Raw genomic sequence first — 26280 nt, forward strand, 5'->3', positions numbered from 1 at the left:
AAACGCTGCTTGCGAACCCGCCAGTGATCGAGTCGGCTCGGGGGGCCCGGGACGTCCGACGTCGGCGGGTGCCCGTTCTCGAGGCGTCGCTACGGAGAGTGTCACTCCGGTTCGATCGCCTGACGATCGCTCCCGCCAGGTCCAAGTGTGTCAGGAGATAACACTGGCACGGGTCATGTACGCACCCGTTGTCCGCACGGATCGATCGGCGTTCGACCGCGTCCGCGATGCGATCCTTCACCGCGACGACCGTGACGGCGACGAAAAGCCGACCGGTCCCGGCGCACCCACGCCGGGGTGAGCGGTTGTCGGCTTTCCACTCGCGCCCGCAGTTGCTTTTTCTCGATCGGAGAGCTCGTCCGCGTCCGGAACGCCTGGAAGGGCGAAGGAGCGATTACGGGTCCAGATCCGGCGTCGAGAACGCCCCCGTATCCGCGTCGGGGTCGTACTCCTCGAGAGCGGCCCGGACGACCTGGAACACGCCCTCCTTCCCCCAGCGGGCGGTGTTGAGCTGGAGGTCGTAGAACCCCCGCTCGTCGATGTCGATCTCGTAGTACGATTCGTACCGGCCGGCCTCGCTGACCTCCCGGACCCGCATCTCGGCTTCGGTCTCGACGCGATCCTCGATGCGCTCGAGGCGGACGTCCTCGGGAGCGTCGAGCCAGATCCGCAGGTCCGCGCGATCGCCGGCGATCCAGCCCGCCAGGCGGGACTCGAGGATGAAGGGTTTGTTCGCGGTGCCCCACTTCTCGGCGATCGACTGCAGCCGCCGATCGAGGGCGCGGTCGATCTCGTCGGAGGCCTCGGCTTTGGCCGTCAACTGGTTGAGACTCAGGTCGCGGTCCTCGGCGAGTTCCCGGAAGATGTCGCCGCCCGAGACGTACGGGCAGCCGACGGCGTCGGCGAGTCGCTCGCACAGCGTCGTCGCGCCACAGCCCGGCGGTCCGGAGACGGTGATGAACAGCGTAGTGTCGATCTCGACGGTCGTGGTCGCTCCCGTGGGCATAGTTGATCCCTCATTCTTCTCCGTGAAAAATCGTCCGCGTCGACCCGGACGTCGGGAATTCAGAGAAACGGCAGGCGCCGCGACTCGACCGCGACGTCGACCCCCTCGAGCGCGGGCTCGTCGGCGAGGGCGGCGACGCGCTCGCGTTGGGGGTCGGCGCCGCGGGCGGCGTACAGCTCCAGGCCGCCCTCGGGGCGTGATCCTCCCCCGGGGTCGTCGGCCCACTCGATCTCGAGTGCGGCCCGCCTGAGCCGCGTCCCGTCGACGAGGCGGATCGACTCGAGGGCCTCGAGGGGAACCGAGACGTTCCGCTCGTCGAGGGACTCCAGTTCCGCGATCGCGCCGTCGTCGACCAGCGCGCGGTCGCGCTCGCCCGTGTCGGCCCGAAGCAGCATCGAGCGGTAGGATTCGCCGACGAAACAACAGAGCAGGCGCTCGTCGGTGAGCACCAGCTCCCAGAACTCGATCGAGTTCGGTCGCTGGCGGATCCAGCGCGTGAGGCGGGCGATCGGTTCTTCGGCCGTGGTCATCATCGTTCGAAGAGGGGATGCAGGTCGGCCGGGAGTTTCTGGCCGCGCTGGGTGGCCATCGAGACGAAGACGAAGACGGCCATCGTCACGAGCAGCGAGATCGCCTCTGCCGGCACCTCGGGCGGGTACGGGTAGATCGCCATGACGGCCTCGTTGAGCCACTCTGTACCGGTGACGGCCGCCGCCTGCGGGACGACGTTGTAGACGACGTTGAAGCCGATCCCGACGACGAGCGCGGCGATGGCTCCCTCCTTCGTTGCCCCCTTCCAGTTCAGTCCGAAGACGACGACGGGGACGAACGCGGCGGCGAAGAAGCCCCAGCTGATCGCCCCGAGGATACCGACCAGCGCGTCAGAGTAGTAGACGACCCCCGTCGAGAGGACCGTCAGTCCGGCCAGGGCGCCCTGCGTGACCCGAAGCTCGGTCGTCGTGTCCGTGATCGGGCGACCGAGCGCGCGCGGAACGTCCCGCGAGATCGCGGCGGCGCCGATGTTCAGGAACGAGTCGCTCGTGGACATGATCGCCGCCAGCAGGGCGGCGAGGATCAACCCGGCGACGACGCTGCCGGTGTGATCGAGGACGAAGACGGGGCCGACCTCGGAGGCCGAGAACGTCTCCGCGCGCTCGCCCGCCTCGACCATCGCGCGCATCGACAGCCCCGCGGAGAAGGCGATCAGGCTCGAGATCGCGTAGGAGATCGCGGCGATCGGCGCGCCCCACTTGAGGATCGTCATGTTGCGGCTCATGTAGAACTTCGTGATCAGGTGGGGTTGGCCGGCCGCGCCGACCGAAAAGAGGATCCACCAGGCGATCCCGACGAGGACGGCGGTGGTCGCGCCGCCCATCGCGCCGAACGGGGAGATCAGGTTCGGGTCCGCGCTCGCTAAGTTCCGCGAGATGGTCTCCATGCCGCCGCCGAACGAGACCGCGTACGCGAAGACGAACCCGGCGCCGACGATCATGGTGATCGCCTGCAGGAAGTCGGTCCAGACGCCGGCGATCATCCCGCCGAGCATGCTGTACAACAGCAGGATCAACGCGCCGCCGAACAGCCCCCACAGCACGGGGATGCCGAAGATCGCCCGCATGACGAACTGCAGCGCGGCCAGGTTGACCGCCAGGTAGGCGACGACGCCGAGCGCGACGGCTACGCCCGTCAGGCCCCGGACCCACTCGCTCTCGTAGCGCACGTAGGTCGCGTCCGCGAGCGTGAGGACGCTCCTGATGTCGGCGAGCAGGCGCAGTCGCTTCGCGAGGACGACCCACGTCAGCAGGAAGCCGAGCGGCGCCGTAAAGAAGATCCACAGCGCCGTCGTCCCGAACTCGTAGACGAGTTCGGGCCCCCCGACGAACCCGAAGCCCGACTGGATCACCGAGAAGGCCGTCATCGCGAGCACCCACGTGCCGATGCTCTTGCCCGTGATCAGGAAGTCGCTGGTCGTGTCCGTTCGCATCCAGCCCCAGACGCCGATCAGCAGGACGATCAGCAGGTACGCCGCGCCGAACCCGAGAATGATCGGATCGTCGGCGACGGGGATCCCGCCCTGCTGGAGCGGGGCGACGGCGAGGCCGACGGCGCTACTCATCCGCCCGCTCACCTCCGTCGGTCGCCTCGAGGGGGCGTTCGGACCGATCGGGTGCCAGCGGGAACGACTCGCGCCGCTGGGCCTCGCGGGCGTCCTCGAGGACACTCTCGACGATCTCCTCGCCCGCGACGCGATCGAAGAGGAACGCGTAGTAGATCGCGGCGGTAAGCGGGAGCAGCCAGATGAACCCGAAGTAAAGCAGCGTCGGGATCGGCAGCCCCAGCGCGTAGCTGTAGTCGGCGGCGCCGGGCGCCCACGTCAGCCAGATGCCGGCGAGTCCGGCGAGGAAGAACGCGCCGAGGAGCCCGATCAGTCCGGCGTACGGCGCGAGGTCGAACTCGCTCCCGCTTCGCTCGATCGTCGCGACGGCGAACACCGACAGAATGGTCGCCGCGGCGACGAACGAAAACACCCGGTACAATCCCAGCGCCGCGGTGACGAGCGCGAGCACCGAGAGGACGCCGACCGCGGCCATCGTCGCGTTTCGGGTCACCGGTCGCTCACCCCCTGCAGTCGCCGTTCGATCCCCGCTCCCCCGCCGATCGCCATCGAGGTCGGCCGCGCGTGGCCGACTCGCGGCGTTCTATCACGAATCATCGTCCTATTACACACAGTAAGTGGCCGAGAAGGTACCCGTTAACATATCAACGTCCGCCGTCGGGCCGTCGAGCCGTCGCCGTCTCGGGGCCGGGCTCGGCGGTCTCGAGCGGATCGTCCCGGCCGTCGAGAGCGCCTCGAGCCGGGATCGGACCGCGGGTCGGAATGGCAATACTGACGGTCGCTCGGGCCCGAGGGCCGATCGTGAACCGCCGTACGGTACTCCGGTCCGCGGGCGTCGTCGCGGTCGCGAGCCTCGCGGGCTGTGTCGACGCCGTCGAGGAACACTTCACGGGGGGCCTCGAGAGCCCGGTTCCCGTCGAGATCACCAACGAGGGCGAGCGGTCGTACAACATCAGCCTCGACGCCACCGCCCGGGGCCAGGACCGCCAGACCTACGAGGAGAGTTACACGATAACGCCGGGCGAGCGCGTCGCACCGCCCCACCTCGAGGGGTCCGAACAGCAGTTCCGCGTCATCCGCCACGGCGACGGCGACGAGATCGAGAACCTCGTCGAGACGGGCACGATCACCGAAGAGACGAGCCTCGTGTTGATCACCATCACCGACGACGCGGTCGACCTCGAGATCATCGAGGACGAGGCGGAGGCCGAACAGGAGCGAGAGGCGGCCGAAGGAGATTCCAACGAGACCAACGGAAGCGACGGCGACAACGCGACTCAGGGATAGGGGTGGAACGGCCCCTCGAGCGCGGGCTCGAACCCGAGTTCGGCCGGCACCTCCCGGGCGCGCTCGCCGAAGAAGGGCTCGCGGGTGAACAGCGGCTGGGCGCCGGGGACGACGACCCGCACCGTCTCGAAGCCCAGTCCCGCGACGTCGCGGGTCGTCAACCGCGCCGCGTGGGGCTCCAGTCCGGCGTCGTTCGTCCGTTCGAGGATCGCCTCGAGCGCGTCGCGCCCGGTCGGCGCCGGATCGGGACCGACGCTGGCCGCCGGCACCGTCCGCTCGACGTCGACGAACGCGCGGGCCGGCTCGGGGAACGAGGCGTACTCTCCGATCGCCGCCGAGGCCGATTCGGCCTCGTCGGGGCCGAGCCCCCGCAGCTCCATCCAGTTCTGTAGCGCCTCCGCCAGCGCCGCCGTCGCCGCCTCGGTGGCGTCGAGGCCGGCCGCCGAGCCCGCGGCGAACGCGGGCCACTCCGCCTCGCCGCCCTCGGATCCGCGGTGAACCGCCGCCGCGACGACGGGAACGTCGACGTCCTGGGTCACCAGCAGCGCCGTCACGTCCAGTCCCTCGCTGGCCGCGCGACGCTCGAGGGCGGCGAACGTCTCGCTCTCGACCGCGAGCCCGAGGGGCTCGAACGTCGAGTACCAGGAAAGCATCGTCGCGTCCCGCTCGAGGACCTCCGTCAGCCCCGACAACAGGGCGTCGACCGTCGACGAGCCCAGGCCGAGTCCCGTCGTGATCGCGGGCACGAGCGCCTCGCCGGGCTGGGGGAACTGGACGGCCGCCGCCGGCAGGTAGATCCCCTCCCCGGTCCGGAGCGTCTCGCCCTCGACCCAGCGACGTTTCGCCCCGGGGTCGTAGTCGGGCGCGTCGTCGGGACGGACGAGGTCGGTCGGCGAGACCGCCCGCTCGAGGTCGGCCTCGCTCGCATGGACGAAATCGGCGTCGCGGTAGACGCCCGCGCAGTAGCGCTCGAGCCCCTCGCCGACGGCTTTCATCAGCGCCGCGTTCCAGTCGGGGTCGACGCCCGCGGCCTGGTTGGCCGCGCTGACGTCGCTGAACCCGCTCGTGTCGGCCGTCGTCGCGAGGTAGTACGGCGCGGGAAAGGACTCGACCTCCCCGATCGACTCGACGATGCCGACCCGGTCGTCGATCGCCCCCTCGGCGCGCTCGACGGCCGCCTCGAGCCCGAGGCCGTCGTCGTCCCGGTCGAGGCTCCGGTCGCGCCCGCCGCCACAGTCACAGCCCGGAACGGGCAGGAACCGCCGTCGGCGGTGGGGAACCTCGAGGACGTGGCCGATGACCGACCGCTCCTCGCCCGACAGCACCCGCACGCACTCCCGGCCCGCGAGCGCGCCGGCGAAGCGAGCCGCGCTCGAGTCGGCGCGGGGCCCGTCGGCGGCCGACTCGAGGTGGGAGTCGACGCGAGCCCGCAGGCACTCGAAGCAGCTGGTAGCGGGGGCGAAGCCCGAGACTGCGGCGTCGAGGTCGGCGAGCGGACGGCCCCCGACGCCGCCGATCTCGACGGCGATCCAGGGGGTCCCCCCCGTCAGAGCCGCCTCGTTTGCTCGCTCGAACGTCGCCGCGCCGGCGACGTCGCTGACCACGGCGAAGCGGGCGTCCTCGAGGTCTGTCGGCGCGGCCGACCGAACCGAAACGTCGACGTCTGCGAGCGCGGTCTCGACGGCGTCGCGGACGGGGTCCTCTCCGACGACGGAAACGTGCATACCTGATCGTCACAGCGGGCGGTGAAAAACGCCGCGCTCGATCAGTCCTCGTCGCGCAGGCGCTCGAGGACCTCCTCGGCGTTCTCGACGGCTTTGTCCTTCTTGGCGGGGTAGGCCTCGACTTTCGCGCGGAACGTGATCCCCTCGCCGAGGCGGACCTCCTCGCCGAAGGCGGCCTGCTTGTCCAGTCGCAAGAAGAGTTCGGTGTTGTCGGTGACCCGATCGTCGAGCTCGCCGAGCAGGCCGTCGAGGTTCTCGAGGTCGGCGAGCCGCGAGAGGACGTGGCGCACGTCGTCGGCGTTCTCGACGCGGGCCGACAGCACCAGGATGCGGTCGCCGTAGTGGCCCTCGCTCTCGGCGCGGTCGATCTCGAACTCCTCGGGGAGGAAGGTTCGAAGCGCCTGCTCGACGCGTTTCTCGTCCTCGGTGGCGTAACAGAACGCCCGCAGGTCGACGTAGTGAAGCGGAATCTGTGGCATCTTCGGGTGCAGCGCCGGTGGCGGGTGGGTCCGATATCCGGACCGCTCGGTCGGATTACTCCTCGTCGACGTCGGCGTCGTCGGCTTCCTCGAGGGCGTCCTCGGGGACGCCGGTCTCCTGGCCGTCCTCGAAGCTGATCGTGTAGGTGACGTCGCCGAACATCGACTCCATCGTCTGGGTGACGGTGCCGGTCTCGCCGTCGAACTCGCTGTGCTCGTCGTGCAGGACGACGCGGTCGTCTTCCTCGAAGCTCATAGTTGGCGTTCCCCGGCGCGAGGTAAAAAGGGACTGATTCCCTGCGGAGCCGACGGCGTCGCTCGCTCGCGGTTCGAACGGCCGGAGCTAGCGCATCGACTCGAGCGCGCGGACGGTGTCGGACATCAGCCACGCGTCGTCGTTCGCGGCGTCTTCGATACTCAGCGCGAAGAACGACTCCCGGCCGTCGTCGACGGTTATCCGGTAGCTCCGGCTCTGAAGATCGATGGTTCGCTCGGGCGGGGACGGGTCGGCGGTCACACCGGGACTCGGCAACCCGGAGGGATAACTGGCCCGGTTCCGCGCTACAGGTCGAGTTCCTCGCACAGCCGGTCGGCGGCGGCGCTCGAGGACTCCGGCCCCCGCGCGGTGAGCAGGTCGCCGTCGACGGTAACGCTCGTCGCGGCGTCGAGTTCGGGGTCGAACTCGCCGCCGGCGGCCTCGACCTCGTCGGCGACCCAGTAGGGGAGCTTGCGGCCGTCGGGCATCACGTCGTTCTCGTCGACGATCTCTTCTTCCCACTCGTTGGGGAACCCGGTGACCTGGCGGCCGTTGACGACGAACGCGCCCTGGCTGTCGCGGGCGAACCCGAGCATCCCGACGGCGTGACAGACCACGAGCGCCTTCCCGTCCTCGCCCTCGACGGCCTCTCGCAGGAGTCGGCGGGCGTCGCTGTCCTGGTTGACGTCCCACTCGGTGCCGTGTCCGCCCGGGAAGACGACGGCGTCGTAGGCCTCGGCGTCGGCCCGCGCGGTCGGAATCGGATCGTTCAGTCGCTCGTCGCTCTCGTGGACCTCCCGAACGTGCTCGGCGGTCTCCTCGCCGACCTCGTCGGGGTCGGCCGAGGTCTCGTCGAGCTCGGGCGGGCCGCCCGACGGCGTCGCGACGGTGATCTCGACGCCCGCCTCTGAAAGTGTCTCGAGGGGCTCGACGCACTCCTCTCCCCAGTACCCTTCCTCACTGACGACGAACAGCGCTTTCGTCATACCCGACGGTAGGGTCGGAAGACGGAAAACGGGCGGGCAGGACGTTGCCGCGTTCGCAGTCCGATACGTCCGCGCCGGTGACAGTCCCGACGCTCGGAGATGGCTTTTTCGAGCGGGACGGCGTAGACCCGAACTGCAATGGCCAGTCGACGAAACCCCTTCGACCACCTCGAGGAGCTGTTCGACCGACTGAACCGCCAGTTCGAGGAGGCCACCCGGAACTGGGAGGACGAGACCGGGGACGGCGACCGGTTCGCGTTCGCCGCCGGCGGAACGAGCCTGGATCTGGCCGATCGCGACGACGAGTTCGTCGTCACCGTCGACGTCCCCGGCTACGAGTCCGCGGATCTCGAGAGCAGGCTCTCGGGCGAGACCCTGTTTATCAGCGGCGAGCGCGAACGGGAGGCGACCGACGGGCGAGACGACTACCTCCGGCGCGAGCGCGAATTCGAGTCGTTCAGCCGGCGGGTGACCCTTCCCGACCCCGTCGACGCCGACGGGATCGAGGCGACGGTCAACAACGGCGTGTTGACGATCCGGCTCCCCAAGCTCGAGCCCGGCGAGGGCTCGCGCACGATCGACATCGAGTGACGGTCACTCCTCGTCTTCGGGCTCGAGCGCGGCGAAGAACCGCTCGGGCAGCCGACTGCCGACGACCGTCAGCAGGTCCCTGGCGTCCGGGGCGACGTCGGGGGCGACCGTCGACAGCTCGATCCGACCGCCGGCCATGTCGTGGTGGCCGCCCGCCGAGCCGAGGTCGTCGAACCCGTCGGCCAGCGCCTCGCCGATGTGGATCGCGGGATCGATCGAGCGGGCGCTCAGCCGGATCCCGTCGTCGACGACGCCGTAGACCAGCACCGTGTCCACCCCCTCGAGGTTGAGCAGGTAGTCCGCGGCCTGGGGCAGGGCGTCGGTCTCGGGGGTTCGGCCAACGGTCGCGACCATCGAGGACTCCCGCCGCTGTCGGGTCGCGATCGCCCGCCCGATCGCGTCCAGCGTCGCCGCGGAGAAGGCGCTGCCGTACAGCTGGTTGAGGACCTCGAGGTCGGCGTTCGGGAAGACGTCGAGGGCCGCCTCGTACTCGCGGGCGCTCGGGTTGCGAACGAAGTCGAGGCGTTCGCGGTGCAGGGCGAAGAGTAGCGCCGAGGCCAGCCGCGAGGTCGGCTCGAGCCCGAGGTCCTCGAGGTAGTCGACGAAGATCGTCGCGGTCGCGCCGTAGTCGACGCGGAGGTCGACGAACTCGCCCTCGACGGGGTCGCCGGGGTGGTGGTCGACCACGACCTCGGGTCGAACCGTCGCCGGGAGTTCGGTGTTGGCGCCGGGTCGGGAGTGGTCGACGAACGCGACCGCGTCGTAGTCGTCGACGTCGATCTCCGCGAGCGCCCGCAGCGACACCTCCAGCAGGGCGACGAACGCCCGGTTCTGCTGGTGGGAGATCTCGCCGCCGTAGGCGATCGCCACCTCGTCGACGCCGGCCTCGCGGGCGATGGCCTCGAGCGCGAGCGCGCTGGCCAGGCAGTCGGGATCGGGGTTGTCGTGGCAGACGATCGCCAGCGAGTCGCGGTCCTCGAGGGCCGCGACGAGCTCGGCCGCGCGGGACATGGATCGGAGGGAGGGAGCCGAAGGGTTTGAACGCCCCTACGCTTTCGAAGGAATTACACTGGAAATTAAACGTTAGTTCGGCGTACCGACGCCGTATCGTGCGGTTGCCGTCGGCGACGGATTCGTAATCCGCCGCTATCCGACGGCTTCGGAGCCTCGGCGACGGGCGGTCAGTCGCCCGTCAGCGCCTCGCTCGCCGGCGCGAACGGGAGTTCGGTCCCGAGCCCCGCCTCGCGGGCCCGCTCGTAGAGCATCCCCGCCGCGGCGACGGTCTCGATTCCGGTGCCGCCGCTGTCGAAGACGGTGATCTCTCCGTCGCTCGTTCGGCCGGGTTCGACCCCGGCGACGACCTCGCCGAGTTCGGCGCGGACGTGGTCCTCGGCGACGACGCCGTCCTCGAGCGCCGCGAGGAAGGCGCCGGCGTCGTGAGTCGCCCGCTCTCGCAGGTCGGGCACGTACGTCGCCCGCTCGATCGTCGTCGTATCCAGCTCGCGGCCGTCGGTGCCGTACTGGCCCATCGCCGTCACGTGGGTTCCGGGCTCGAGGTCGTCGCCGTCGAAGACCGGCTCGCTCGCCCGCGTCGCCGTGATCACGATATCTGCGTCGGCGACCGCGTCGGCGCTCGAGGCGACCGCCCGGACGTCGGCCTCGAGGTCGGCGGCGAAGTCGGCGGCGAACGCCTCGCGGTTCTCGGCGGTCGGCGAGTAGACCCGGACGTCGGTCAGGTCGCGGACGGTCGCGGTCGCGCGCAGCTGACCGCGGGCCTGGGCGCCGCTGCCGACGATTCCCAGGGTCGTCGCGTCCTCGTGGGCCAGCGCGTCGACGCCGACGGCGCCGGCCGCGCCGGTTTTGAACGGGTTCAGGCTCGCGCCGTCGAACAGCGCCAGCGGCTCACCGCTGTCGGCGTCGAACAGCGACAGCACGAACCAGGCGTCCTCGGCGCCGAACCCCGCGGTGTAGGTGTACGCGCCCATGACCCCGTCGTCGGGGAAGATTGCGGCGTAGCCGGTGAGCATCCCCGCCGGATCCTCGCGGCCGAGTTTCGAGCGGGGCTGGGCCGGCGCGCCCGTCCCGCGCTGTCGGTACCCTTCGCGGACGGCGTCGACGTACTCGGCCGGCGTCGCGAGCCCGTCGACGTCGTCGCTGGTCAGAAATAGAGTCTCGGTCACGAGCGAAAAAACGCCGGGAGATGAGAAAGGAATACCGGTCGAGGCGTCGATCAGTCCGCGTTGAGTGGCTGGCGGGTCGACTGGACGTCCTCGGCCGAATCGACCGGGGCGTTGACGAACATTGCGTGGCCGATAAGCGCCATCGAGACGAACGCGCCAGCCGGTATCGCCGTCGTCACTGACAGGCCGACGAACGTCAGTGCGGCGGTGATGCCGAGCAGTGCGACCGGGATGAGGCCAAGAACAATGTCGTAATATCCAGTCATAATGTATTCTATACTATGCGGAATAACGGTATAAGTGTTTCCCATAATAGGCCGATAGCGCACCCGTTTCTAACGCGTATTGGAGGGGTTGAATACCTATAACTTATAGAGTGGTTTTATCAATTGTACTCTCCGTCGGTCGAGACGGATCGGGGGAGGTTTATAAACACAGTGCAGCCGAAACGAACCGGTGCTCGTACGAAAATCGCACGAGGGCGGCTTCCCTCGAGCGAGGTCTCGCTCGACAATGGAGTAACTCTTGACCGTTATATTCTCTCCCAGATGTGTCGCTGAACTGCCATGTCGGATCCGATAGGAGTTCGACCGAGGTCCCGCGGGCGGCCGCGGAAACGCTACCGGCCGGAGCGAGCGTACGCCGCGTAGGCTCCGCGCCAGCCGACCAGCGCCAGGAGACCGAACCCGGTTATCACGAGCGGGAACGGCCAGGTCGCGGTGCCGTCGAACAGCGGCGACGCCCGCAGGATCAACCCGACGTTCGCCGCCGCGACCCACGCCACCGTCGTCGCGCGAACCGAACGGACGAGCGACTTCCCGACGCCCGGTGCGTAGAGGCCCGAAAGCGGCGCCATGACGAGCCAGCCGACGGCGAACGGGGCGATCGTCTCGAGGGCGGCCAGCGGTTCCGCGAGGGGGTCGACGCCGTGGCTCAGCTGGCCGGCGGTGATGATCGCGGCGAGCAGGGCGAGATCGATCGCGCCGAGCGCGAGGTCCCTCCCGCCGAGCGCTCCCGCGGACTCCGACGAGCGGACTGGAGCGTCCATACCCGACGTTGGCGACCGCGCCCATATCGGTGTCCCGGTTTCGCCGCCTCGAGGATGCGGGTGCTACTCGACCTCCGAGGGTCGATTCACCGTCTCGAGGACCCGCTGGGAGAACTCCACCTCCGAGAGTTCCACGCCGAGGCCGGCGAACCAGTCGTCCTCGACGTGCCAGCGACCCCGGAGCTCGCCGTCGGTCGACAGCGAGGTAACCTCGAGCCGGCCCGGCGTCCACCCCCGTTCCTCGGCGACCGCCAGTAGCATGCGGACGACGGCGCTGACCTCGTCGGTCGTCACGACCGGCGCCTCGGCGACGGTCTCGTACTCGAGGTCGATCGCCGCGCCGTCGGCGGGTGCCTCGTCGCCGTCGGGCCAGGAGACGTCGGTGACGTAGATGCCGTTGCTCATCAGGCGGTTCTCGAGTGCGGTCTCGACGGCGTGGTCCGAACCCATACCCGCGAGTTGGGTCGGCACCGGGAAAACGGTTAGCTCAGAGCGGGTCGACCAGGTCCTCGAGCGCGGCAGCCGGGTCGTCGGCCTTCGCGACGCCGCTCGCCAGCAACACGCCCTCGGCGCCGAGCTCGCCCGCGGCGACGACGTCGTCGCCGGTGCTGATGCCCGCACCGCACAGCACCGAGACGTCCTCGTCGACGCCCGCAGCGGCGTCGACGGCGTCCTCGACGACGTCGGGATCGGCCTGGCTGACGGGCGTGCCGGTGCCGATGAGTTCCGGCGGCTCGACGGCGACGGCGTCGGGACCCAGCGCCGCCGCGGCCCCGATCTGGGCCGGGTTGTTCGCGCAGACGACGGTCTCGAGGCCCGCCCGCTCGGCCGCGCGAACCGCGCCGTCGATATCGGCGAGCTTCAGGCGCCGCTCGGAGTGGTTGAGCAGGGTCCCGTCGGCACCCGCGTCGGCGACCGACTCCGCGAGCGCGTGGCCGGTGTTGCTGCCGTGCTCGATCGGATCGACGTGCTGGGCCCAGGTCTCGACACCGGTCTCGGCGACGCGCTCGAGGTGAGCGGCCTGGGGAGCGACCGCCAGGCGGGCGTCGGTCCGGTCGTCGACGTCGCTGACGGCCTCCGCGACCTCGATCGGATCGCACGGGTAGGTCTTGAGGTTGACGAGAACGAACATACGAGAGACGCCCGTCCCGGGAAAGAAATAGCTTGCGAGTCGGGGCGTGGCGCTCGCTCAGTCCTTCCGCTTGACGACGTCGCCGAGCGTGTAGCTGCCCGTCGCCGAGCCGCCCGACCACTCCGAGTCCTCGGCGGAGCCGCCCTCGGCGCTCAGCTCGATCCCGAGGAAGCTCTCGAGTTTCGACTGCACCCGGTCGCTGGGAAGCGTATCGCCCCGTTCGATCTTCCGGATGAGACTCGCCTTCTCGTTTAACTCGTTGGCCAGCTCGGACTGGCTCAGTCCCTTCTCCTCGCGGGCGTTACGGACGCGGTCGTCGTAGTCGGTCGCCAGCTCGTCCATGTCGTCGAACATGTCCTGACGGCGCGAGCCGCCCGAACTCGAACTCGAGCCCGAAGACGTCGAACCGCCCGAACTCGAGTTCGAGCTCGAGGCGCTCGACCCGGTCGAGTACTTCGTCGACGAGCTCGAGCTCCCGGTCTGTTTCACCTCGGTCCCGAACTCCGTGCAGTTCGAGCACACGTCTAACTTCGCACCCTCCACCTTGATCGTCTTCGGAGACGACGTCTCGGTGCCACACATCTCGCATTGGACCATGGGCGAACCTATATCCCGGGACGCCATAAACCATGCGGCGCGGTCCCAGAGCCGCGAGACCGCGGGGAGCGAGCCCGTTCGAGGGCGTCCGCGCGATCACTCGAGGGCGGCCCAGGCGTAGTAGAACCGCTGGAGCGCGGTGACGTGGCCGACGACCGCCAGAAAGACCAGCAGCCACCCGACCAGCGTCAGCCCGCCGTACGTTCCCGAGAGCGGGTACGCGAGGAACCCGACGAGACCGATGATCACCAGCCGGTCCGCGCGGCCGATGAGCCCGCCGTAGACCCGATCGAGACCGACCGCCTGGGCCTGCGTGCCCAGGTAGGATGTCATCACCACGCCCGTCACCGCCAGGAACCCGAGGAGGTAGTGCTCGATTCCGGCGGCCAGCCCGGCGATGATGACGATGTCGGCGTAGCGGTCGAGGACGTGATCGAGCAGGTCCCCACCGGTGGAGGCGACGTTTTGCTCGCGGGCGAGCGCGCCGTCGATCACGTCGAGCCAGCCGTTCAGGAAGACCAGGACGGCGGCCGCGGCGAACCAGACCGGAGCCCCCCGCCCCCCGAGCAGGAAGGCGCCCGCCGCCAGCACCGCCACCCCGAACGCCAGCAGGCTGACCCCGTTGGGCGTCATCCCGAGCCGATCGAACCCGCTGACGAACGGGTCCAGAAGGTCCGAGACGTACGGGCGAAGCTGATCGAGGGTCATTCGAGATACCCCACGAAGTCGACCTCGCCCGCGCTTGGCTCCCGATCGCCGGCGATCACGGCCGCGAGCGCTTCGGCGACCGCATCGGGGTCGCGGTCGGTCGTGTCGATCTCGTAGACCGACTCGAGGCCGTGCTCCTCGGCCGCCTCGGCGAGCACGACGTCGAGGGCCTCGCTCTCGGCGTTCTCCCGGGCCTTTGCCTCGCTCTCGCCGCGCTCGAGCAGGCGCTGCTCGAGCCGTTCGGGCTCGCAGCGAAGCACCGCGACGCGGTCGGCGTCGAAGCGGTGGGCGAGGTGGGACTCGATCACCGCGTCCTCGTAGTCGGCGAGTCGCTCCGCGAGCGCGTCGAGGTCGGCGACCTTGCTCCCGCGGTCGGCGTCGATCTCGGTGTACAGCGCCTCCTCCTCGAGGACCTCGTTGAGGTGGACGACCTCGAGGGCGTCGCCGTCCTCGCCGGCTCCGTCGGTCTCCGCCGCCGCCTCGAGTCGCTCCGTCGCCGTCGTCTTCCCCGTTCCGGGGGTGCCCGTCACCGCGACCCTCACGCGTCGGTCACCTCCTCGGGCTCGGTCGAGCGCTCCGCGAGGACGGCGTTTACCGCCTCGACGGCGCGTTCGGTCTCCGCGTCGGTGCCGCAGGTGATCCGGATACAGCCCGGCAGGCCGAAACTCGAGCAGTCCCGAACGATGACGCCTCGCTCTCGGAGGGCCTCGGCGACGGCCGTCGCGTCCCCGACCGCCGCGAGCACGAAGTTGCCCTCGCTGGGCCAGACCCGCGCGTCGAGGTGCTCGCGCATGTATTCGCGAGAGTCGCGGGCCGTCCCGACGGTTCGCTCGACGTGCTCGTCGTCGTCGATGGCCGCGAGTCCGGCCCGGCAGGCGATCTCGCTGGCGGCGAAGGGAGTGTTCACGCGGGCGTAGGCGTCGGCCCACTCGCCGGGGACGATCGCATACCCCAGGCGGACGCCCGCGAGGCCGTAGGCCTTCGAGAACGTCCGCAGGACGGCGATATCGTCGCGCGCCTCGAAGCCGTCCCGACCCTCGAGCAGGGAAACGGCGCTGTCGACGTCGGCGAACTCGCCGTAGGCCTCGTCGACGACGACCAGCGTCTCCGCGTCGGTTTCCGCGGCGATCCGTTCGACGTCCGCGAGTTCGATCGTCGACCCCGAGGGGTTGTGCGGGCTCGTGAGGTAGACGATCCGCTCGCCGTCGTAGGCCGACAGCACCGTCTCGGGCGTCTGGGCGAAGTCCGCGTCGCGCTCGAGGTCGTACTCCCGAACCCCACCGTGGTGAAAGCGGGCGCTCATCCCGTAGTAGGCAAAGCCCGGCGAGGGGACGAGGACGTCGTCGCCGGGCTCGAGCGTCGCCCGGGAGAGGTAGTCGATCGCGCCGTCGCCGCCGTTGGCGAGCCACACCTGCGAGGGATCGACCGCCCAGCGGTCGGCGACGGCGTCGGTGAGGTCGGTGTGTGCGGACTTCGGGTAGGAGCTGACGCTCCCCGCGGCCTCCCGGACGGCGTCGGCGGCCGCGGGGGAGGGGCCGTGGGGGTTCTCGTTCGAGGCGAGCTTGACGAACTCCGAGGGGTCGCGCCCGAGTTCGCGGGCGACCTCCTCGATGCCTCGACCCGCCTCGTAGGCGACGTGGTCGGACAGGTCGCGCGGTTGCATACGCGAACCCTGTTTCCGGCGGCTCTTAAGGGTGCTTACCTCCGCTCGCCGCGACGCCCTCGGTCGGCCGTTCCCCGAGTCGCGGGAGCCGGAACCGTGCTCGACACACACTCACACATTCCTGAACGAAGAGTTATTCGGTCGGAAGCCCTGACTCGAGTATGAACGCGCTGGTAGCGACAGTCCTCCAACTCGAGGACCCGGGGATCGATCCGCTGCTGTACATCGGGGCGCTGGTGTTGGTCGTCGCGATCGTCACGGTCTGGCAGATGGTCGAGATCGTCGACGCCTACAACCGGGGCGCGCTGACGGTCTTCGGGGAGTACCGCAAGCTGCTCCAGCCGGGGTTGAACGTCGTCCCGCCGTACGTCTCGCGGGTCTACACGTTCGATATGCGAACACAGACGATCGACGTGCCGACCCAGGAGGCGATCACGCGGGACAACTCCCCCGTTACGGCCGACGCGGTCGTCTACATCCGCGTGATGGACGCCAAGCGGGCCTTCCTCGAGGTCGACGACTACAAGACGGCGGTCTCGAACCTCGCCCAGACGACCCTGCGGGCGGTGCTCGGCGACATGGAACTGGACGACACCCTCAGCCGCCGCGAGATGATCAACGAGCGAATCCGCAAGGAGCTGGACGAACCCACCGACGAGTGGGGCATCCGCGTCGAGAGCGTCGAGGTCCGCGAGGTCACCCCCTCGCGGGACGTCAAGGGCGCGATGGAACAGCAGACCTCCGCCGAACGCAAACGGCGCGCGATGATCCTCGAGGCCCAGGGTGAACGCCGCAGCGCCGTCGAGAAGGCCGAGGGTCAAAAGCAGTCGAACATCATCCGCGCCCAGGGTGAAAAGCAAAGCCAGATCCTCGAGGCCCAGGGTGACGCGATCTCGACGGTTCTGCGCGCCCGTTCGGCCGAATCGATGGGCGAGCGCGCCGTGATCGACAAGGGGATGGACGCCCTCGAGAACATCGGGCAGAGCGAGTCGACCACGTTCGTCCTCCCCCAGGAGCTCACCTCGATGGTCGGCCGTTACGGCAAGCACCTCTCGGGCAGCGACGTCGCCGAGGGCGACGGCCAACTCGAGAGCCTCGAGTTCGACGAGGAAACCCGCGAACTGATCGGCCTCGACGACATCGCCGAGATCATCGGCGAGATCGACGCGGAAGCCGACGTGGACGTCGAGGCGATGGAACGGGAGGCCCAGGCGATCAAGGAGGGCGAGGACGTGGGACCGACGGCCGACGGCGCCGGGGAGGCCGACCCCGAACTCGACGTCGCCCCCGACGAGGGCTCGAGCGGAGACTGACCGCGACCCGGCTCCGAAGCCGAACCGCTTTTCTTGTGCAGTTGCGGACGCTACGGCATGCACGACGATCCAGGGAACGATCGACCGGGGCGGTCGATCTCGCGGTGGACGCGATCGCAGGCGGCCGCGATCCGGCGCGGCGAGAGGGCGGTGGCGCCGGTCGTCTACCCGCCCGCGGAAGACGTCGATCCGGACCTCCACGTCTGGGACACGTGGTTCCTCCGTGATCGGGACGGCTCGGTCGCCGAGATCGACGGCTACCGCGTTATTCTCTCGCTGACGGCCCCCGCCGAGTTGCTGCCGGGCAAACGCCACGACGTGGCGACGATCCGGTACTTCTATTCGCGGGACGGCCGCGAGTGGACCTGCGGCGGCAGGGTCTTCGAGGAGGGCGCCGCGTTCGGCTCGCGCCAGTGGGCCGGCTCGGCGCTCTACGACCGCAGCGGGGCCGCGGCAGAGGACGGCGAGGACGGTCGACTCTACCTCTACTACACCGCCTCGGGCGCCCGCGGCGAGACGGAGTTGACCTACACTCAGCGGATCGCGGTCGGCGCCGGCGGCGCCGTCGAGACCGACGGCGACGGCCTCGAGATCTCGGGGCCGTTCGACCACGAGGTGTTGCTCGAGCCCGACGGCGCCGAGTACGAGCGCGAGGAGCAGTCCCGGGGGATGATCTACACCTTCCGCGACCCCTGGTTCTTCGAGGATCCGGCGACGGGCGAGACCTGCCTGCTGTTCGAGGCCAACACGCCGATCCCCGACCCCGAACGCGAGGAGCGCTTCGAGGGCGACCCCGAACACCTCGAGTTCAACGGCAGCGTCGGACTGGCCGTCTCGCCGTCGGGCGATCCGACCGACTGGGAGCTCGAGTCGCCGATCCTCGAGGGCGTCGGCACCAACCAGGAGCTCGAACGGCCCCACGTCGTCGTCCGGGACGGCCGGTACTACCTCTTCCTCTCGAGTCACGAGCACACCTTCGCCGAGGGGCTCGAGGGGTACGACGCGCTCTACGGCTTCGTCGCGGACTCGCTGCGCGGCGAGTACGTCCCCCTGAACGAATCGGGACTCGTGCTGACCAACCCCGAGAGCGCGCCGTTCCAGACCTACTCCTGGCTGGCCTACCCCCACGACGAGGAGGTGCTGGTCACCAGCTTCTTCAACTACTACGACCTGCGCGGGCTCTCGCTCGACGACGTGGCGGGACTCCCCGACGAGGAACAGCAGCGCCGGTTCGGTGGCACCCTCGCGCCGACGGTCCGGCTGGGCGTCGACGGCACCGAGACGCGGGTGCTGGGCGCGCTCGATCACGGCCACCTGCCGCTGCCTCGCGAAGCGCTCCCGCCGCTGCTGTCGTCGTATCGGGTCGACGCCGACGCGGGCGGGTATCAGTAGTCGGCCGTGGCGGTTTCGGGGATCCGAGAGGGATGTGAAACGGCCGTTGCATACTGGTGAAGATAGTATCGATTCCTCTCCCACAGTAGAGACGGGTGGTTAGGTTTCGAACGGTAGACCTTCGAGGAACTCGTCACTCTGGTAATCGAGATGATCCAATCGAGGACCAAGCAGTTCACGGATAAGGACTACCAGCGGATTGGTCTTTCCCTCGCCGACCATCGCGATCTCCGTTCTCGTTCCATCTGCATCTTCGTTCCAGAGGCCGACCGCGACTTTCTCCCGATCAGCGACAATCAGACGGCTTACCTTGGGGTAGCTCGCCTGTTGGTACATCCAATCCATCTGTGGGTCCCAGATCGTCGCTTCTGGCAGATACTCTCGAAAGAACTCCCGTGCATCTTCGTTTTTCGTCCCGGCGTGAAACTCGACACCCCGCTCAATAGCCCTCTCCGCATACGGGAGACACTCCTTATCGAGCAGTTCGTCGGAGGCGTAAATCAGAAACAGTTCGTCTTCGGCTCTCTCGGCCAACCCTCGGCAGTAGTCGTACACATCTTCGCGACCTTCGAGGCGTCCAACGGTACTTTCGTCTGTCCTGTGTCCCGTCCGAAACCGTGAGATCAGTTCGTTGAGGACGTCTGTGTCCATCCACTCGGCGGTACTTGTCGTACCGTTCCTCTCAGTGACGATGTTTTCACCGCGGTCGTACGTGATCAGCCCTGCCTCCACAAGCCGGGGAAGATAGTTGTGATGGAGTGAGATGGTCATCTGCTCGAGCTCTTTTCCGTTCTCCGAGATGAGGCGGGTAGCAACCTCCGTCACAGAGAGCCCGTGAGAGGCCTCGTTGAGAACGGTCAAAATCGCTCGGTTCGTGCTATCTGTAAGGAGGCGAATCAACTCTTCGTCCTGCGAGTCCATTACCAGTGAATACTCCTAGGTGGCAATAAATAGGAGGCCTCATTCCAAACGTACGATTATTGAATTGTAGTCTATCAATGTTCGGTAGTAGTTATCTTATCTCCCCTCAATGCTCAATAAGTCCGTCGAGGTACCGGATCGACCGACCCACACTCGAGACGGCGACTCCGGATTCGGACTGCCACCGACCCACGCTCGAGCCCTGTGTTCAGTTTCGTTCCGGACTCGAGTCGCCCACCGCCGGCCAGGCCGACCCCATCGTCCAGCACTCGAGGTCCTCGAAGACGGCTCGCCCGTCGGCGGCGTACAGCGAGACGCCGTCGCTGTCGGATCGGGTCGGGAAGATCCGGGTCGACAGGCAGTGGCGCTCGTTCGCGAAGACCTCGAGGACGGAGCCGTCGACGAACAGGCGCAGGGACAGGCTCTCGTCGACCGGGGTGACGGGCATCGAGATCGGGTCGCTCGAGGCGCGGTGATCGGTCGTCGACGCCGCGCGGTCGACGACGAGGTCGCTCTCGCGGGTGTACCGCAGCAGCGTCTCCTCCTCGCCGTCGGGCGAGCGCCGAACCGCCAGGCCACACTCCGCGGCGTCCTCGAGGCGGATCTCGGCCCGGAGCTCGAACGAGCGCCCGGCGAACGCCAGCTCCCGCCGTTCGTCCGCGAGGGTCGGCGAGTCCGCGTACGCCCGGTCCTCGCGAAGCGCCGTCAGCTCGGCGGCGGGTCGCTGTCGGAGCCGCCCCTCGTCGTCGAGGTCGATCCGTCTCGGGAGCGACAGGGTGCCGGCCCAGCCGGCGTCCCACTGGGCCGCCGGACTGCGGTCGGGTTTGATCCAGCCCCAGGTGAGCCACCGGTCGTCGCCGTCGTCACGCAGCGACTGCGGGGCGTAGAACGCGCCGTGGTCGAGGAGCCCGTCTCGCTCGACGTCGAACGATCGGTCGGCGTACTCGCCGAGGTAGTACCGCACCTCCTCGTAGTTCGAGACGTGCAGCAGCTGCTTCTCGCCGAGGTCGAGCAGCTCCGGACACTCCCACATGGCGCCGTCGCGATCGGGCTCGCCGGTCAGGATCGGCCCCCGGTAGGTCCAGTCGACCATCTCGTCGCCCTCGCTGGTGTACAACAGCGCCGTCCCGCCCCCGTCCTCGATCCCGGAGCCGATGAGGTGGTGCCAGATGCCGTCCTCGCGCCAGACGTTGTGATCGCGGAACTCGGCCCGCCAGTGCTCGGTCGAGCGCAGCGGCGGGTCGACGGGGACCGACCTGATGACCGGGTTTTCGGGGTGTTTCTCCCAGTCGACGAGGTCGTCGTCGGTTGCGGTCGCCAGACACGGCAACTGGACGTCGCCGTGTCCGCCCGTGTACACGATCTTCGCGGTGCCGTCGACGTCGACCGCACAGCCCGACCAGCAGCCGTCCCGGTCGGGGCCGTCGGGCGAGGGCGTCAGCGCGATCGGGCGGTCCTCCCAGGTCACCAGGTCGTCGCTGACCGCGTGGCCCCAGTGGATCGTCCCGTGGTGTGGTCCCGCGGGGTTGTACTGGTAGAAGACGTGGTAGGTCCCGTTCCACTCGAGGAGCCCGTTCGGGTCGTTGAGCCAGTTCTCGGGCGGCGAGACGTGGTACCGGGGCCGGTGGTGGTCGTCCGCGAGTCGCTCGCGGGCGGCCGACAGCGCGGCCGCGCTCTTGGGTTCGTGCTCGAGCAGGCGCTCGTCGTCCGCGGCCAGAACCCCGAGCAGGTTCTCGAGGAGTCGCTCCCGATTGCGTGTGGCCGCCTCGGGTGCGGGACCGTCGAACTGGATTCCGGTTCCGAGCCCGGCGACGTCGCCGTCGCCGACCCGCCAGCCGAACAGGGCGGGCTCGGCGGGCGCCTCGCGGTCGGCGCGGAGCGTGCTCGCGAGGACGGCGCCCCGTTCGGGCAGGACGCGCTCGTAGCGTGCGCAGGGCTGCTCGCCCTCGGGCGCCCGGGTTGCGACCCGCAGCTCATCGAACCCGTCGAAGACCGGGCGGTCGGCGAACGCCGACCTGCAGAGCAGTCCGGCGGGGGGCTCCGCCTCGAGGCCCGCGACGTCGGGCTCGACGGGGTCGATCCCGAGGGCCGGAACGGCCTCGAGCGCCCGCAGCGAGAGCAACAGGCCGCCGCCGTCCGCGAGGTGTGCCTCGAGCGGGGCGCGGACGTCCTCGATCGCCCCGACCCCGACCGCCTCGAGCGGCTCCGCGCGGTGCCACCAGAGGGCGTCGTACCCCGAGAGCCGGGCGTCGTCGACGGCGGCGAGCGCGATCGTCTCGACGTCGATTCCGGCCGCCTCGCACCGCTCGAGTGCGACGCGCTGCTCCGGGGAGGGCTCGCCGGCGACCAGGAACCCCACGGTCTCCGCTGATTCGCTCATCCCCCGAAACGCGTCGTCGGATCGTAATAGGACTGCCGACGTGGACCCGATCGGCGTCGGTCGACGAGGGCGGCCGCGTCGACGACCCGCGGCTCGAGTTCCGGTCGGGCAGCAAGGGTGGAGTATTTCTTTGCGGCTCGCCTAGGACGGCTACGATGTCGACTACTAACGCAGGATCCGGCGGCTCGTCGGCGAACAAGCTCAGTATCGTCTCGACGGTGATCGACGCGGGGCTGGCGTTCGCCCGCGGGCGACCCAAGAGCGGACTGCTGTTGCTCGCGGCCGCGGCGCTGTCGACGCGCGTCCCCGGGATCGGAACCGCGACGTCGCTTCTGTTGCGCGTGGTCCGCCGACTCCGGTAGGCCGGGTCGATCGTCCGCGTCGAACCGAACGTCGTCGCCTCAGTGCTCGACGAACTCGATCAGGATCCCGCCCGTGTCCTTCGGGTGGAGGAAGGCGACCGAGTGTCCCCACGCGCCGGGTCGAGGTTCCTCGTCGACGAGGGCGACGTCGTGCTCGCGGGCGGTCTCGAGCGCGGCGTCGATGTCGTCGGTCGCGAGCGCGAGGTGGTGGATCCCCGCGCCGCCGTCCTCGAGATACCGGGCGATCGTGCCGCCCTCGAGGGGCTCGAGCAGCTCGAGGTAGCAGTTCCCGCAGTCGAGAAAGACGACGTTCATTCCGTCGAACTCCTCCTCGTGGGCGATCTCGAGGCCGAACAGGTCGCCGTACAGCGCCGCCAGCCCCGCGGCGTCGTCGGTCGCGATCCCCGCGTGGTCGATGTGCATCGAGCGGGGGGTTCGGCCCGCCGGACGGAGAGTGTTACTCTTCCGGCGAGGCGTCGACCGCCGGCAGCGTAAACGAGAACGTCGACCCCTCGTCAGGCTCGGAGTCGACCCAGATCTCGCCGCCGTGGCGCTCGACGATCCGCTCGCAGAGCGCGAGCCCGATCCCGGCGCCGTCGTGATCCTCGCGGCTGTGGAGCCGCTGGAACATCTCGAAGATCTGGTCGCGCTCCTCGGGCTCGATCCCGATCCCGTCGTCGCTGACCGAAACGACCCACTCCGACTCGCGTCGCTCGGCCGAGACGCGGATTCGGGGGGTGTCGTCGCTGTACTCGATCGCGTTCTCGAGCAGGTTCTGGAACAGCTGTCGGAGCTGGCTCTCGTCGCCCGCGACCGCCGGCAGCGGCTCCGCGGAGACGTCGGCGTTCGTGGCCGCGATGCGCATCTCGAGGTCCGAACAGACGTCCTCGAAGACGGCGTCGAGGTCGACCCGTTCCAGCGGACCACCCCGCGTCTTGACCCTGGCGTAGGCGAGCAGCCCGTCGATCATCTCGCGCATGCGCTCGGCGCCCTCGAGGGCGAACCCGAGGAACTCCCGACCGTCGTCGTCGAGCGCGTCGGCGTAGCGCCGATCGACGAGCTGGAGGTAGCTGGAGACCATCCGCAGGGGCTCCTGAAGATCGTGGGAGGCCGCGTACGCGAACTGCTCGAGGCGTCGGGTCTCCGCCCGGAGCTCGTCGATGTACTCCCGTCGCTCGAAGTGAAACTTCATCAACGTCGCGAGCGTGTCGATCAGGTCCCGCTCCTCGTCGATGAACGGCTCCGGCTCGTCCTCCGGCGGGGGTTCGACGAAGCCGACGTCGATCCGAATCGGCGTTCCGCTCGCCGTGCTAGTGCGGGTGGTAATCCGGCGTTCGAAGGAGTCGCGGCCGTCCGTGACCGCCTCGTGATCGCCGACCGAGACTTGCGTCGCGATTCGGTCGGCGTACCGAAACGCCCGAGGCAGCTCCGAGACGAACTCCGCGAGCAGCTCGTCGACGGGGCGGTCGCCGGTCTCGAGCAGGTTCGTCGCGAGCCGGACGGCCGCCAGCTCGCTCTCCCGATCCTCGAGTTCCTGCTTGCGGCGCTTGGCCAGCTCCTTCAGGTCGGTGATCTCCGTCGCGGTGACGACGACCTGCTCGACCGGTTTCCCGTCGGTGTCGATCGGCGCGGCGTTTATCGACAGCCACCGCCGCGATCCGTCGGCCCGATCCAGGCGGATCTCTCGGTCGTAGACGGGCTCGCCGGTCTCGAAGACTCGGGCTGCCGGCCGCTCCTCGACCGGGAGCGGTCGCCCCTCGGCGTCGTACATCTCTCGCTGGCCCGCGGCGTCTCCCGAGGACTCGTCCGGCGAGATGCCGAGCAGGGCCGTCATCCGTTCGTTGGCCCGACTGGTCACCCCGTCGGGGTCGACGACCGCGATCCCGACCGGGCTCGTCTCGAGGATCCGTTCGGTCAGGTCCCGCTCGCGTTGGAGCTGCTGTTCGCGCTCCCGGCGCTCGGTCATGTCGCGGGTCACCTTCGCGTACCCTCGGAGCTCGCCGTCCTCCCTGATCGCCGTGATCGTCACGTTCGCCCAGAACCGCGAGCCGTCCGCGCGGACCCGCCACCCCTCGTCCTCGGCGGTTCCCTCGGCTCTCGCCCGCTCGAGGTTTCGCTCGGGGACGCCGTCGGCCCTGTCGCCGTCGGTGTAGAACGTCGAGAAGTGCTCGCCGACGATCGCCGACGACTCGTACCCCTTGATCCGTTTCGCCCCCTCGTTCCAGCTGACGACGCGCCCGTCGGCGTCGAGCCTGAAGATCGCGTACTCGTCGACCGCGTCGACGAGCGACCGGAACCGCTGTTCGCTCTCCTGGTGTGCCTGCTCGGACCGCTTTCGGTCGGTGACGTCGTAGTACAGCTCGACGCGGCCGCCGGCGTACCGTCCGGACTCGATCGGCTTGCTCCGGTGCTCGAGCCAGCGCGCCTCCCGGTCGGGGCCGTCCGCGACCCGAAACTCGAACTGTTCGACGGCCGCGTCGTCGTCGGTCGCCAGTACGGTCTCCGCGAACTCCTCGGGATCCGCGAGACGGTCGCGAATCGTCTCCTCGACGACGGCCCGTTTGTCCCGGCCGATAACGTCGCCGCGATCCACGCCGAAGTACGTTTCGACGGTCTCGTCGGCCCAGACGACGTCGGACGACTCGTCGAGGACGAACACGCCGACGTCGGCCTCGTCGATGACCGACGAGATCGACTCGTAGGTCTCCCAGATCGAGTCCAGTCGGTCCCGTTCGGTCTCCTCGTCGACGTCCCGGGCGACGGCGATGACGCCGTCGAACTCGCCGTCGGCCTCGAGGACGCTGAACCGAACCTCGCAGGGGATGCGATCGCCGTCGGCTGTCTCGATCGCCAGGTCGAACGTCGCGTCCCGATCGACGCCCGTCTCGAGGCGCTCGTCCAGTTCCCGCTCGAGGCGGGCGACGTCGTCCTCGCCGACGAGGACCGAGAGGTGTTCGCCGAGCAGGTCCCGGCGGTCGTATCCCGTCTGCTCGAGGACGGCGTCGTTGACCGCGACGATTCGACCGTCGGCGTCGAGTCGGTAGATCCCGTCGTCGATCGCGTTCATCACCGTTCGATACTGCTCGAGCGATCCCCCGGACGCGTCGTCCCGGGTTCGGTCGCCGGGTCCCCCCACACCGTCGCTCATAGCCGTTCAGTAACGGGTGAGCCGCATAAGTGCTTGTCCGATCGTTAGTCGAGCCCGAGCAGCGACGCGATCCGGGCGGTGAGTCGCGGATCCGTCAGCTCGAACACCCGCCGCATCTCCGTCGGCGAGAGCTCGAAGTCGAAGACGTCGGCGTTGGCCGCGACGTGCTCGGGGCTCGCGGCCTTCGGGATCGCCGCCACGGCGGGTTGTTGGAGCAGCCAGCGGAGCGCGACCTGGGACGCCGACTTCCCGTAGCGCTCGCCGATCTCGGCGAGGCGGTCGTCGCCGACGACGGCGCCCGCCGCCAGCGGGCTGTAAGCGGTCAGGCAGACGTCGTTGTCGGCACAGTACGACACCAGCTCGTCCTGGCGGTTGTAGGGATGGTACTTCACCTGATTGGCGACGATCGGCGTTTCCGACAGCTCCCGGGCGCGCTCGAGTTGCTCGACCGAGAAGTTGCTGACCCCGACGTGGTCGACCCGTCCTCCCGCCTGCAGTTCGTTCATCGCTCCCAGCGTCTCCTCGAGGGGCGTCTGATCGCGCGGAGCGTGGATCAGGAGGAGGTCGATCGTCTCGAGTCCAAGCCGCTCGCAGCTTCGGCGGGTCGACTCGAGGACGGCATCGCGAGCGAGGTTGTCCGTATCGAGCTTGGTCACGACGAAGACGTCCTCGCGGGGCACGTCGCTCGCCGCGAGCGCGTCGCCGACGGCGTTCTCGTTGTCGTACAGCTGAGCGGTGTCGAGATGGCGGTAGCCGGCCTCGAGCGCGGCCGCGACCGCGCGGCGACACTCCTCGCCGGTCATTCGCGCGGTGCCGAACCCGAGCGCCGGAATCGCCGCGTTTCCGGCGTCGATAGTGGAGCTGTCGATCACGGTCGCCCGTTCGGCGTCGACGGGCTTCAGTTTCCACTGCTCGCCCGCAAGGTCGGCCGCGGGCGTCGTCCCTTCGACCGTGTCGACTCCGTGCCGTTCGATATCCTTGATTCGAATTA

At 69.0% G+C, this 26280-nt stretch carries 30 protein-coding genes; 6 read left to right on the forward strand and 24 right to left on the reverse strand.

Annotated features, from left to right (window positions below):
- Positions 1-175 precede the first annotated feature (175 nt).
- Entirely contained in the window at positions 176-301 is a 126-nt protein-coding gene (locus C492_RS25485) for a hypothetical protein (RefSeq protein ID WP_275040314.1), read from the forward strand.
- Positions 302-394: 93 nt separating this feature from the next.
- On the opposite strand, the gene cmk is transcribed toward C492_RS25485, so the two are convergent.
- The 4 genes from cmk to C492_RS01350 are packed head-to-tail and all read right to left on the reverse strand — an operon-like array spanning position 395 to position 3615.
- Complete coding sequence (cmk, locus tag C492_RS01335; RefSeq protein WP_008419799.1) at positions 395-1006, reverse strand: (d)CMP kinase; 612 nt, start codon at positions 1004-1006, stop codon at positions 395-397.
- A gap of 59 nt (positions 1007-1065) precedes the next feature.
- Positions 1066-1539, reverse strand: a complete 474-nt coding sequence (locus C492_RS01340; protein ID WP_008419801.1) for a hypothetical protein — start codon at positions 1537-1539, stop codon at positions 1066-1068.
- The gene (locus tag C492_RS01345; protein WP_008419803.1) at positions 1536-3122 is read right to left on the reverse strand and encodes a sodium/proline symporter; all 1587 of its coding nucleotides are present in this window, start codon (positions 3120-3122) and stop codon (positions 1536-1538) included. Before C492_RS01345 ends, C492_RS01340 begins: the two co-directional genes overlap by 4 nt.
- Positions 3115-3615 (reverse strand): hypothetical protein, encoded by a 501-nt coding sequence (locus C492_RS01350; RefSeq protein ID WP_008419806.1) that lies wholly within the window; start codon positions 3613-3615, stop codon positions 3115-3117. The genes C492_RS01345 and C492_RS01350 overlap by 8 nt, the downstream gene beginning before the upstream one ends.
- 308 nt (positions 3616-3923) lie before the next feature.
- Between C492_RS01350 and C492_RS01355 the strand changes: the two genes are divergently transcribed.
- Complete coding sequence (locus C492_RS01355; protein WP_152424783.1) at positions 3924-4409, forward strand: hypothetical protein; 486 nt, start codon at positions 3924-3926, stop codon at positions 4407-4409.
- On the opposite strand, the gene C492_RS01360 is transcribed toward C492_RS01355, so the two are convergent.
- The 5 genes from C492_RS01360 to C492_RS01375 form a co-directional block, all read right to left on the reverse strand.
- Positions 4400-6133, reverse strand: a complete 1734-nt coding sequence (locus C492_RS01360) for a YcaO-like family protein (RefSeq protein WP_008419809.1) — start codon at positions 6131-6133, stop codon at positions 4400-4402. The two genes, C492_RS01355 and C492_RS01360, sit on opposite strands and share 10 nt — an antisense overlap.
- A gap of 41 nt (positions 6134-6174) precedes the next feature.
- Complete coding sequence (locus tag C492_RS01365) at positions 6175-6612, reverse strand: RNA-binding protein (protein ID WP_008419810.1); 438 nt, start codon at positions 6610-6612, stop codon at positions 6175-6177.
- A 55-nt stretch (positions 6613-6667) separates the two neighbouring features.
- Positions 6668-6868: a hypothetical protein gene (locus C492_RS01370; RefSeq protein ID WP_008419811.1), complete on the reverse strand. Its 201-nt coding sequence runs from the start codon at positions 6866-6868 to the stop codon at positions 6668-6670.
- 87 nt (positions 6869-6955) lie between these two features.
- Positions 6956-7129, reverse strand: coding sequence for a hypothetical protein (locus C492_RS24400; RefSeq protein WP_008419812.1), 174 nt, complete (start codon positions 7127-7129; stop codon positions 6956-6958).
- Positions 7130-7173: 44 nt separating this feature from the next.
- Entirely contained in the window at positions 7174-7854 is a 681-nt protein-coding gene (locus C492_RS01375) for a type 1 glutamine amidotransferase domain-containing protein (protein WP_008419813.1), read from the reverse strand.
- Between the two features lie 138 nt (positions 7855-7992).
- Here C492_RS01375 and C492_RS01380 point away from each other — a divergent pair, with 138 nt between their 5' ends.
- On the forward strand, positions 7993-8445 hold the full coding sequence (locus C492_RS01380; protein ID WP_008419814.1) for an Hsp20/alpha crystallin family protein: 453 nt from the start codon (positions 7993-7995) through the stop codon (positions 8443-8445).
- A 3-nt stretch (positions 8446-8448) separates the two neighbouring features.
- Here C492_RS01380 and C492_RS01385 read toward each other — a convergent pair whose 3' ends face one another.
- The 10 genes from C492_RS01385 to hisC form a co-directional block, all read right to left on the reverse strand.
- On the reverse strand, positions 8449-9456 hold the full coding sequence (locus C492_RS01385; RefSeq protein WP_008419815.1) for a DHH family phosphoesterase: 1008 nt from the start codon (positions 9454-9456) through the stop codon (positions 8449-8451).
- Between the two features lie 170 nt (positions 9457-9626).
- Positions 9627-10625 (reverse strand): ornithine cyclodeaminase family protein, encoded by a 999-nt coding sequence (locus tag C492_RS01390; protein WP_008419816.1) that lies wholly within the window; start codon positions 10623-10625, stop codon positions 9627-9629.
- Positions 10626-10675: 50 nt separating this feature from the next.
- Entirely contained in the window at positions 10676-10891 is a 216-nt protein-coding gene (locus C492_RS01395; protein WP_049892608.1) for a hypothetical protein, read from the reverse strand.
- A gap of 353 nt (positions 10892-11244) precedes the next feature.
- Positions 11245-11673 (reverse strand): DUF3054 domain-containing protein, encoded by a 429-nt coding sequence (locus C492_RS01400; protein WP_008419819.1) that lies wholly within the window; start codon positions 11671-11673, stop codon positions 11245-11247.
- A gap of 63 nt (positions 11674-11736) precedes the next feature.
- Positions 11737-12123, reverse strand: a complete 387-nt coding sequence (locus tag C492_RS01405; RefSeq protein WP_008419821.1) for a hypothetical protein — start codon at positions 12121-12123, stop codon at positions 11737-11739.
- A gap of 37 nt (positions 12124-12160) precedes the next feature.
- Complete coding sequence (gene tpiA, locus C492_RS01410; protein ID WP_008419823.1) at positions 12161-12805, reverse strand: triose-phosphate isomerase; 645 nt, start codon at positions 12803-12805, stop codon at positions 12161-12163.
- Positions 12806-12862: 57 nt separating this feature from the next.
- Positions 12863-13402 (reverse strand): multiprotein bridging factor aMBF1, encoded by a 540-nt coding sequence (locus C492_RS01415; RefSeq protein ID WP_008419824.1) that lies wholly within the window; start codon positions 13400-13402, stop codon positions 12863-12865.
- Positions 13403-13498: 96 nt separating this feature from the next.
- The gene (locus C492_RS01420; protein ID WP_008419827.1) at positions 13499-14110 is read right to left on the reverse strand and encodes a CDP-alcohol phosphatidyltransferase family protein; all 612 of its coding nucleotides are present in this window, start codon (positions 14108-14110) and stop codon (positions 13499-13501) included.
- Positions 14107-14652, reverse strand: coding sequence for an adenylate kinase family protein (locus tag C492_RS01425; protein WP_008419829.1), 546 nt, complete (start codon positions 14650-14652; stop codon positions 14107-14109). Before C492_RS01425 ends, C492_RS01420 begins: the two co-directional genes overlap by 4 nt.
- The gene (gene hisC / locus C492_RS01430) at positions 14649-15773 is read right to left on the reverse strand and encodes a histidinol-phosphate transaminase (protein ID WP_008419831.1); all 1125 of its coding nucleotides are present in this window, start codon (positions 15771-15773) and stop codon (positions 14649-14651) included. The genes C492_RS01425 and hisC overlap by 4 nt, the downstream gene beginning before the upstream one ends.
- A gap of 161 nt (positions 15774-15934) precedes the next feature.
- Here hisC and C492_RS01435 point away from each other — a divergent pair, with 161 nt between their 5' ends.
- Positions 15935-17086 carry an SPFH domain-containing protein gene (locus C492_RS01435; protein ID WP_008419833.1) on the forward strand — a complete coding sequence of 384 codons (1152 nt, stop codon included), beginning with the start codon at positions 15935-15937 and terminating at the stop codon, positions 17084-17086.
- 57 nt (positions 17087-17143) lie between these two features.
- Positions 17144-18478, forward strand: coding sequence for a glycoside hydrolase family 68 protein (locus C492_RS01440; protein WP_008419835.1), 1335 nt, complete (start codon positions 17144-17146; stop codon positions 18476-18478).
- Between the two features lie 99 nt (positions 18479-18577).
- Here C492_RS01440 and C492_RS01445 read toward each other — a convergent pair whose 3' ends face one another.
- Both C492_RS01445 and C492_RS01450 read right to left on the reverse strand, forming a co-directional pair.
- Positions 18578-19399, reverse strand: coding sequence for a DUF7344 domain-containing protein (locus C492_RS01445; protein ID WP_008419837.1), 822 nt, complete (start codon positions 19397-19399; stop codon positions 18578-18580).
- A gap of 208 nt (positions 19400-19607) precedes the next feature.
- A complete protein-coding gene (locus C492_RS01450; RefSeq protein ID WP_008419839.1) occupies positions 19608-21779 on the reverse strand; it encodes a glycoside hydrolase family 32 protein in 2172 nt (723 codons plus the stop codon).
- A gap of 155 nt (positions 21780-21934) precedes the next feature.
- On the opposite strand from C492_RS01450, the gene C492_RS01455 reads away from it, so the two are divergent.
- A complete protein-coding gene (locus C492_RS01455) occupies positions 21935-22141 on the forward strand; it encodes a hypothetical protein (protein WP_008419841.1) in 207 nt (68 codons plus the stop codon).
- A 39-nt stretch (positions 22142-22180) separates the two neighbouring features.
- Here the strand turns inward: C492_RS01455 and mce are convergent, their stop codons facing one another.
- Genes mce through C492_RS01470 form a run of 3 tightly spaced genes read right to left on the reverse strand, consistent with a single transcriptional unit; the run spans position 22181 to position 26161 of the window.
- Positions 22181-22564 (reverse strand): methylmalonyl-CoA epimerase, encoded by a 384-nt coding sequence (gene mce, locus C492_RS01460; protein ID WP_008419842.1) that lies wholly within the window; start codon positions 22562-22564, stop codon positions 22181-22183.
- Between the two features lie 34 nt (positions 22565-22598).
- Positions 22599-25289 carry a PAS domain S-box protein gene (locus tag C492_RS01465; RefSeq protein WP_008419843.1) on the reverse strand — a complete coding sequence of 897 codons (2691 nt, stop codon included), beginning with the start codon at positions 25287-25289 and terminating at the stop codon, positions 22599-22601.
- Between the two features lie 44 nt (positions 25290-25333).
- Positions 25334-26161 carry an aldo/keto reductase gene (locus C492_RS01470; protein ID WP_008419844.1) on the reverse strand — a complete coding sequence of 276 codons (828 nt, stop codon included), beginning with the start codon at positions 26159-26161 and terminating at the stop codon, positions 25334-25336.
- Positions 26162-26280: the final 119 nt, after the last annotated feature.

Source organism: Natronococcus jeotgali DSM 18795 (genome assembly GCF_000337695.1).
Classification (GTDB): domain Archaea; phylum Halobacteriota; class Halobacteria; order Halobacteriales; family Natrialbaceae; genus Natronococcus; species Natronococcus jeotgali.

Coding starts and splice junctions, on each gene's coding strand:
- C492_RS25485 (WP_275040314.1), top strand. CDS start 176: ATGTACGCACCCGTTGTCCGCACGGATCGATCGGCGTTCGACCGCGTC.
- cmk (WP_008419799.1), bottom strand. CDS start 1,006: ATGCCCACGGGAGCGACCACGACCGTCGAGATCGACACTACGCTGTTC.
- C492_RS01340 (WP_008419801.1), bottom strand. CDS start 1,539: ATGATGACCACGGCCGAAGAACCGATCGCCCGCCTCACGCGCTGGATC.
- C492_RS01345 (WP_008419803.1), bottom strand. CDS start 3,122: ATGAGTAGCGCCGTCGGCCTCGCCGTCGCCCCGCTCCAGCAGGGCGGG.
- C492_RS01360 (WP_008419809.1), bottom strand. CDS start 6,133: ATGCACGTTTCCGTCGTCGGAGAGGACCCCGTCCGCGACGCCGTCGAG.
- C492_RS01365 (WP_008419810.1), bottom strand. CDS start 6,612: ATGCCACAGATTCCGCTTCACTACGTCGACCTGCGGGCGTTCTGTTAC.
- C492_RS01370 (WP_008419811.1), bottom strand. CDS start 6,868: ATGAGCTTCGAGGAAGACGACCGCGTCGTCCTGCACGACGAGCACAGC.
- C492_RS01375 (WP_008419813.1), bottom strand. CDS start 7,854: ATGACGAAAGCGCTGTTCGTCGTCAGTGAGGAAGGGTACTGGGGAGAG.
- C492_RS01380 (WP_008419814.1), top strand. CDS start 7,993: ATGGCCAGTCGACGAAACCCCTTCGACCACCTCGAGGAGCTGTTCGAC.
- C492_RS01385 (WP_008419815.1), bottom strand. CDS start 9,456: ATGTCCCGCGCGGCCGAGCTCGTCGCGGCCCTCGAGGACCGCGACTCG.
- C492_RS01395 (WP_049892608.1), bottom strand. CDS start 10,891: ATGACTGGATATTACGACATTGTTCTTGGCCTCATCCCGGTCGCACTG.
- C492_RS01400 (WP_008419819.1), bottom strand. CDS start 11,673: ATGGACGCTCCAGTCCGCTCGTCGGAGTCCGCGGGAGCGCTCGGCGGG.
- C492_RS01405 (WP_008419821.1), bottom strand. CDS start 12,123: ATGGGTTCGGACCACGCCGTCGAGACCGCACTCGAGAACCGCCTGATG.
- tpiA (WP_008419823.1), bottom strand. CDS start 12,805: ATGTTCGTTCTCGTCAACCTCAAGACCTACCCGTGCGATCCGATCGAG.
- C492_RS01415 (WP_008419824.1), bottom strand. CDS start 13,402: ATGGTCCAATGCGAGATGTGTGGCACCGAGACGTCGTCTCCGAAGACG.
- C492_RS01420 (WP_008419827.1), bottom strand. CDS start 14,110: ATGACCCTCGATCAGCTTCGCCCGTACGTCTCGGACCTTCTGGACCCG.
- hisC (WP_008419831.1), bottom strand. CDS start 15,773: ATGCAACCGCGCGACCTGTCCGACCACGTCGCCTACGAGGCGGGTCGA.
- C492_RS01435 (WP_008419833.1), top strand. CDS start 15,935: ATGAACGCGCTGGTAGCGACAGTCCTCCAACTCGAGGACCCGGGGATC.
- C492_RS01440 (WP_008419835.1), top strand. CDS start 17,144: ATGCACGACGATCCAGGGAACGATCGACCGGGGCGGTCGATCTCGCGG.
- C492_RS01445 (WP_008419837.1), bottom strand. CDS start 19,399: ATGGACTCGCAGGACGAAGAGTTGATTCGCCTCCTTACAGATAGCACG.
- C492_RS01450 (WP_008419839.1), bottom strand. CDS start 21,779: ATGAGCGAATCAGCGGAGACCGTGGGGTTCCTGGTCGCCGGCGAGCCC.
- C492_RS01455 (WP_008419841.1), top strand. CDS start 21,935: ATGTCGACTACTAACGCAGGATCCGGCGGCTCGTCGGCGAACAAGCTC.
- mce (WP_008419842.1), bottom strand. CDS start 22,564: ATGCACATCGACCACGCGGGGATCGCGACCGACGACGCCGCGGGGCTG.
- C492_RS01465 (WP_008419843.1), bottom strand. CDS start 25,289: ATGAGCGACGGTGTGGGGGGACCCGGCGACCGAACCCGGGACGACGCG.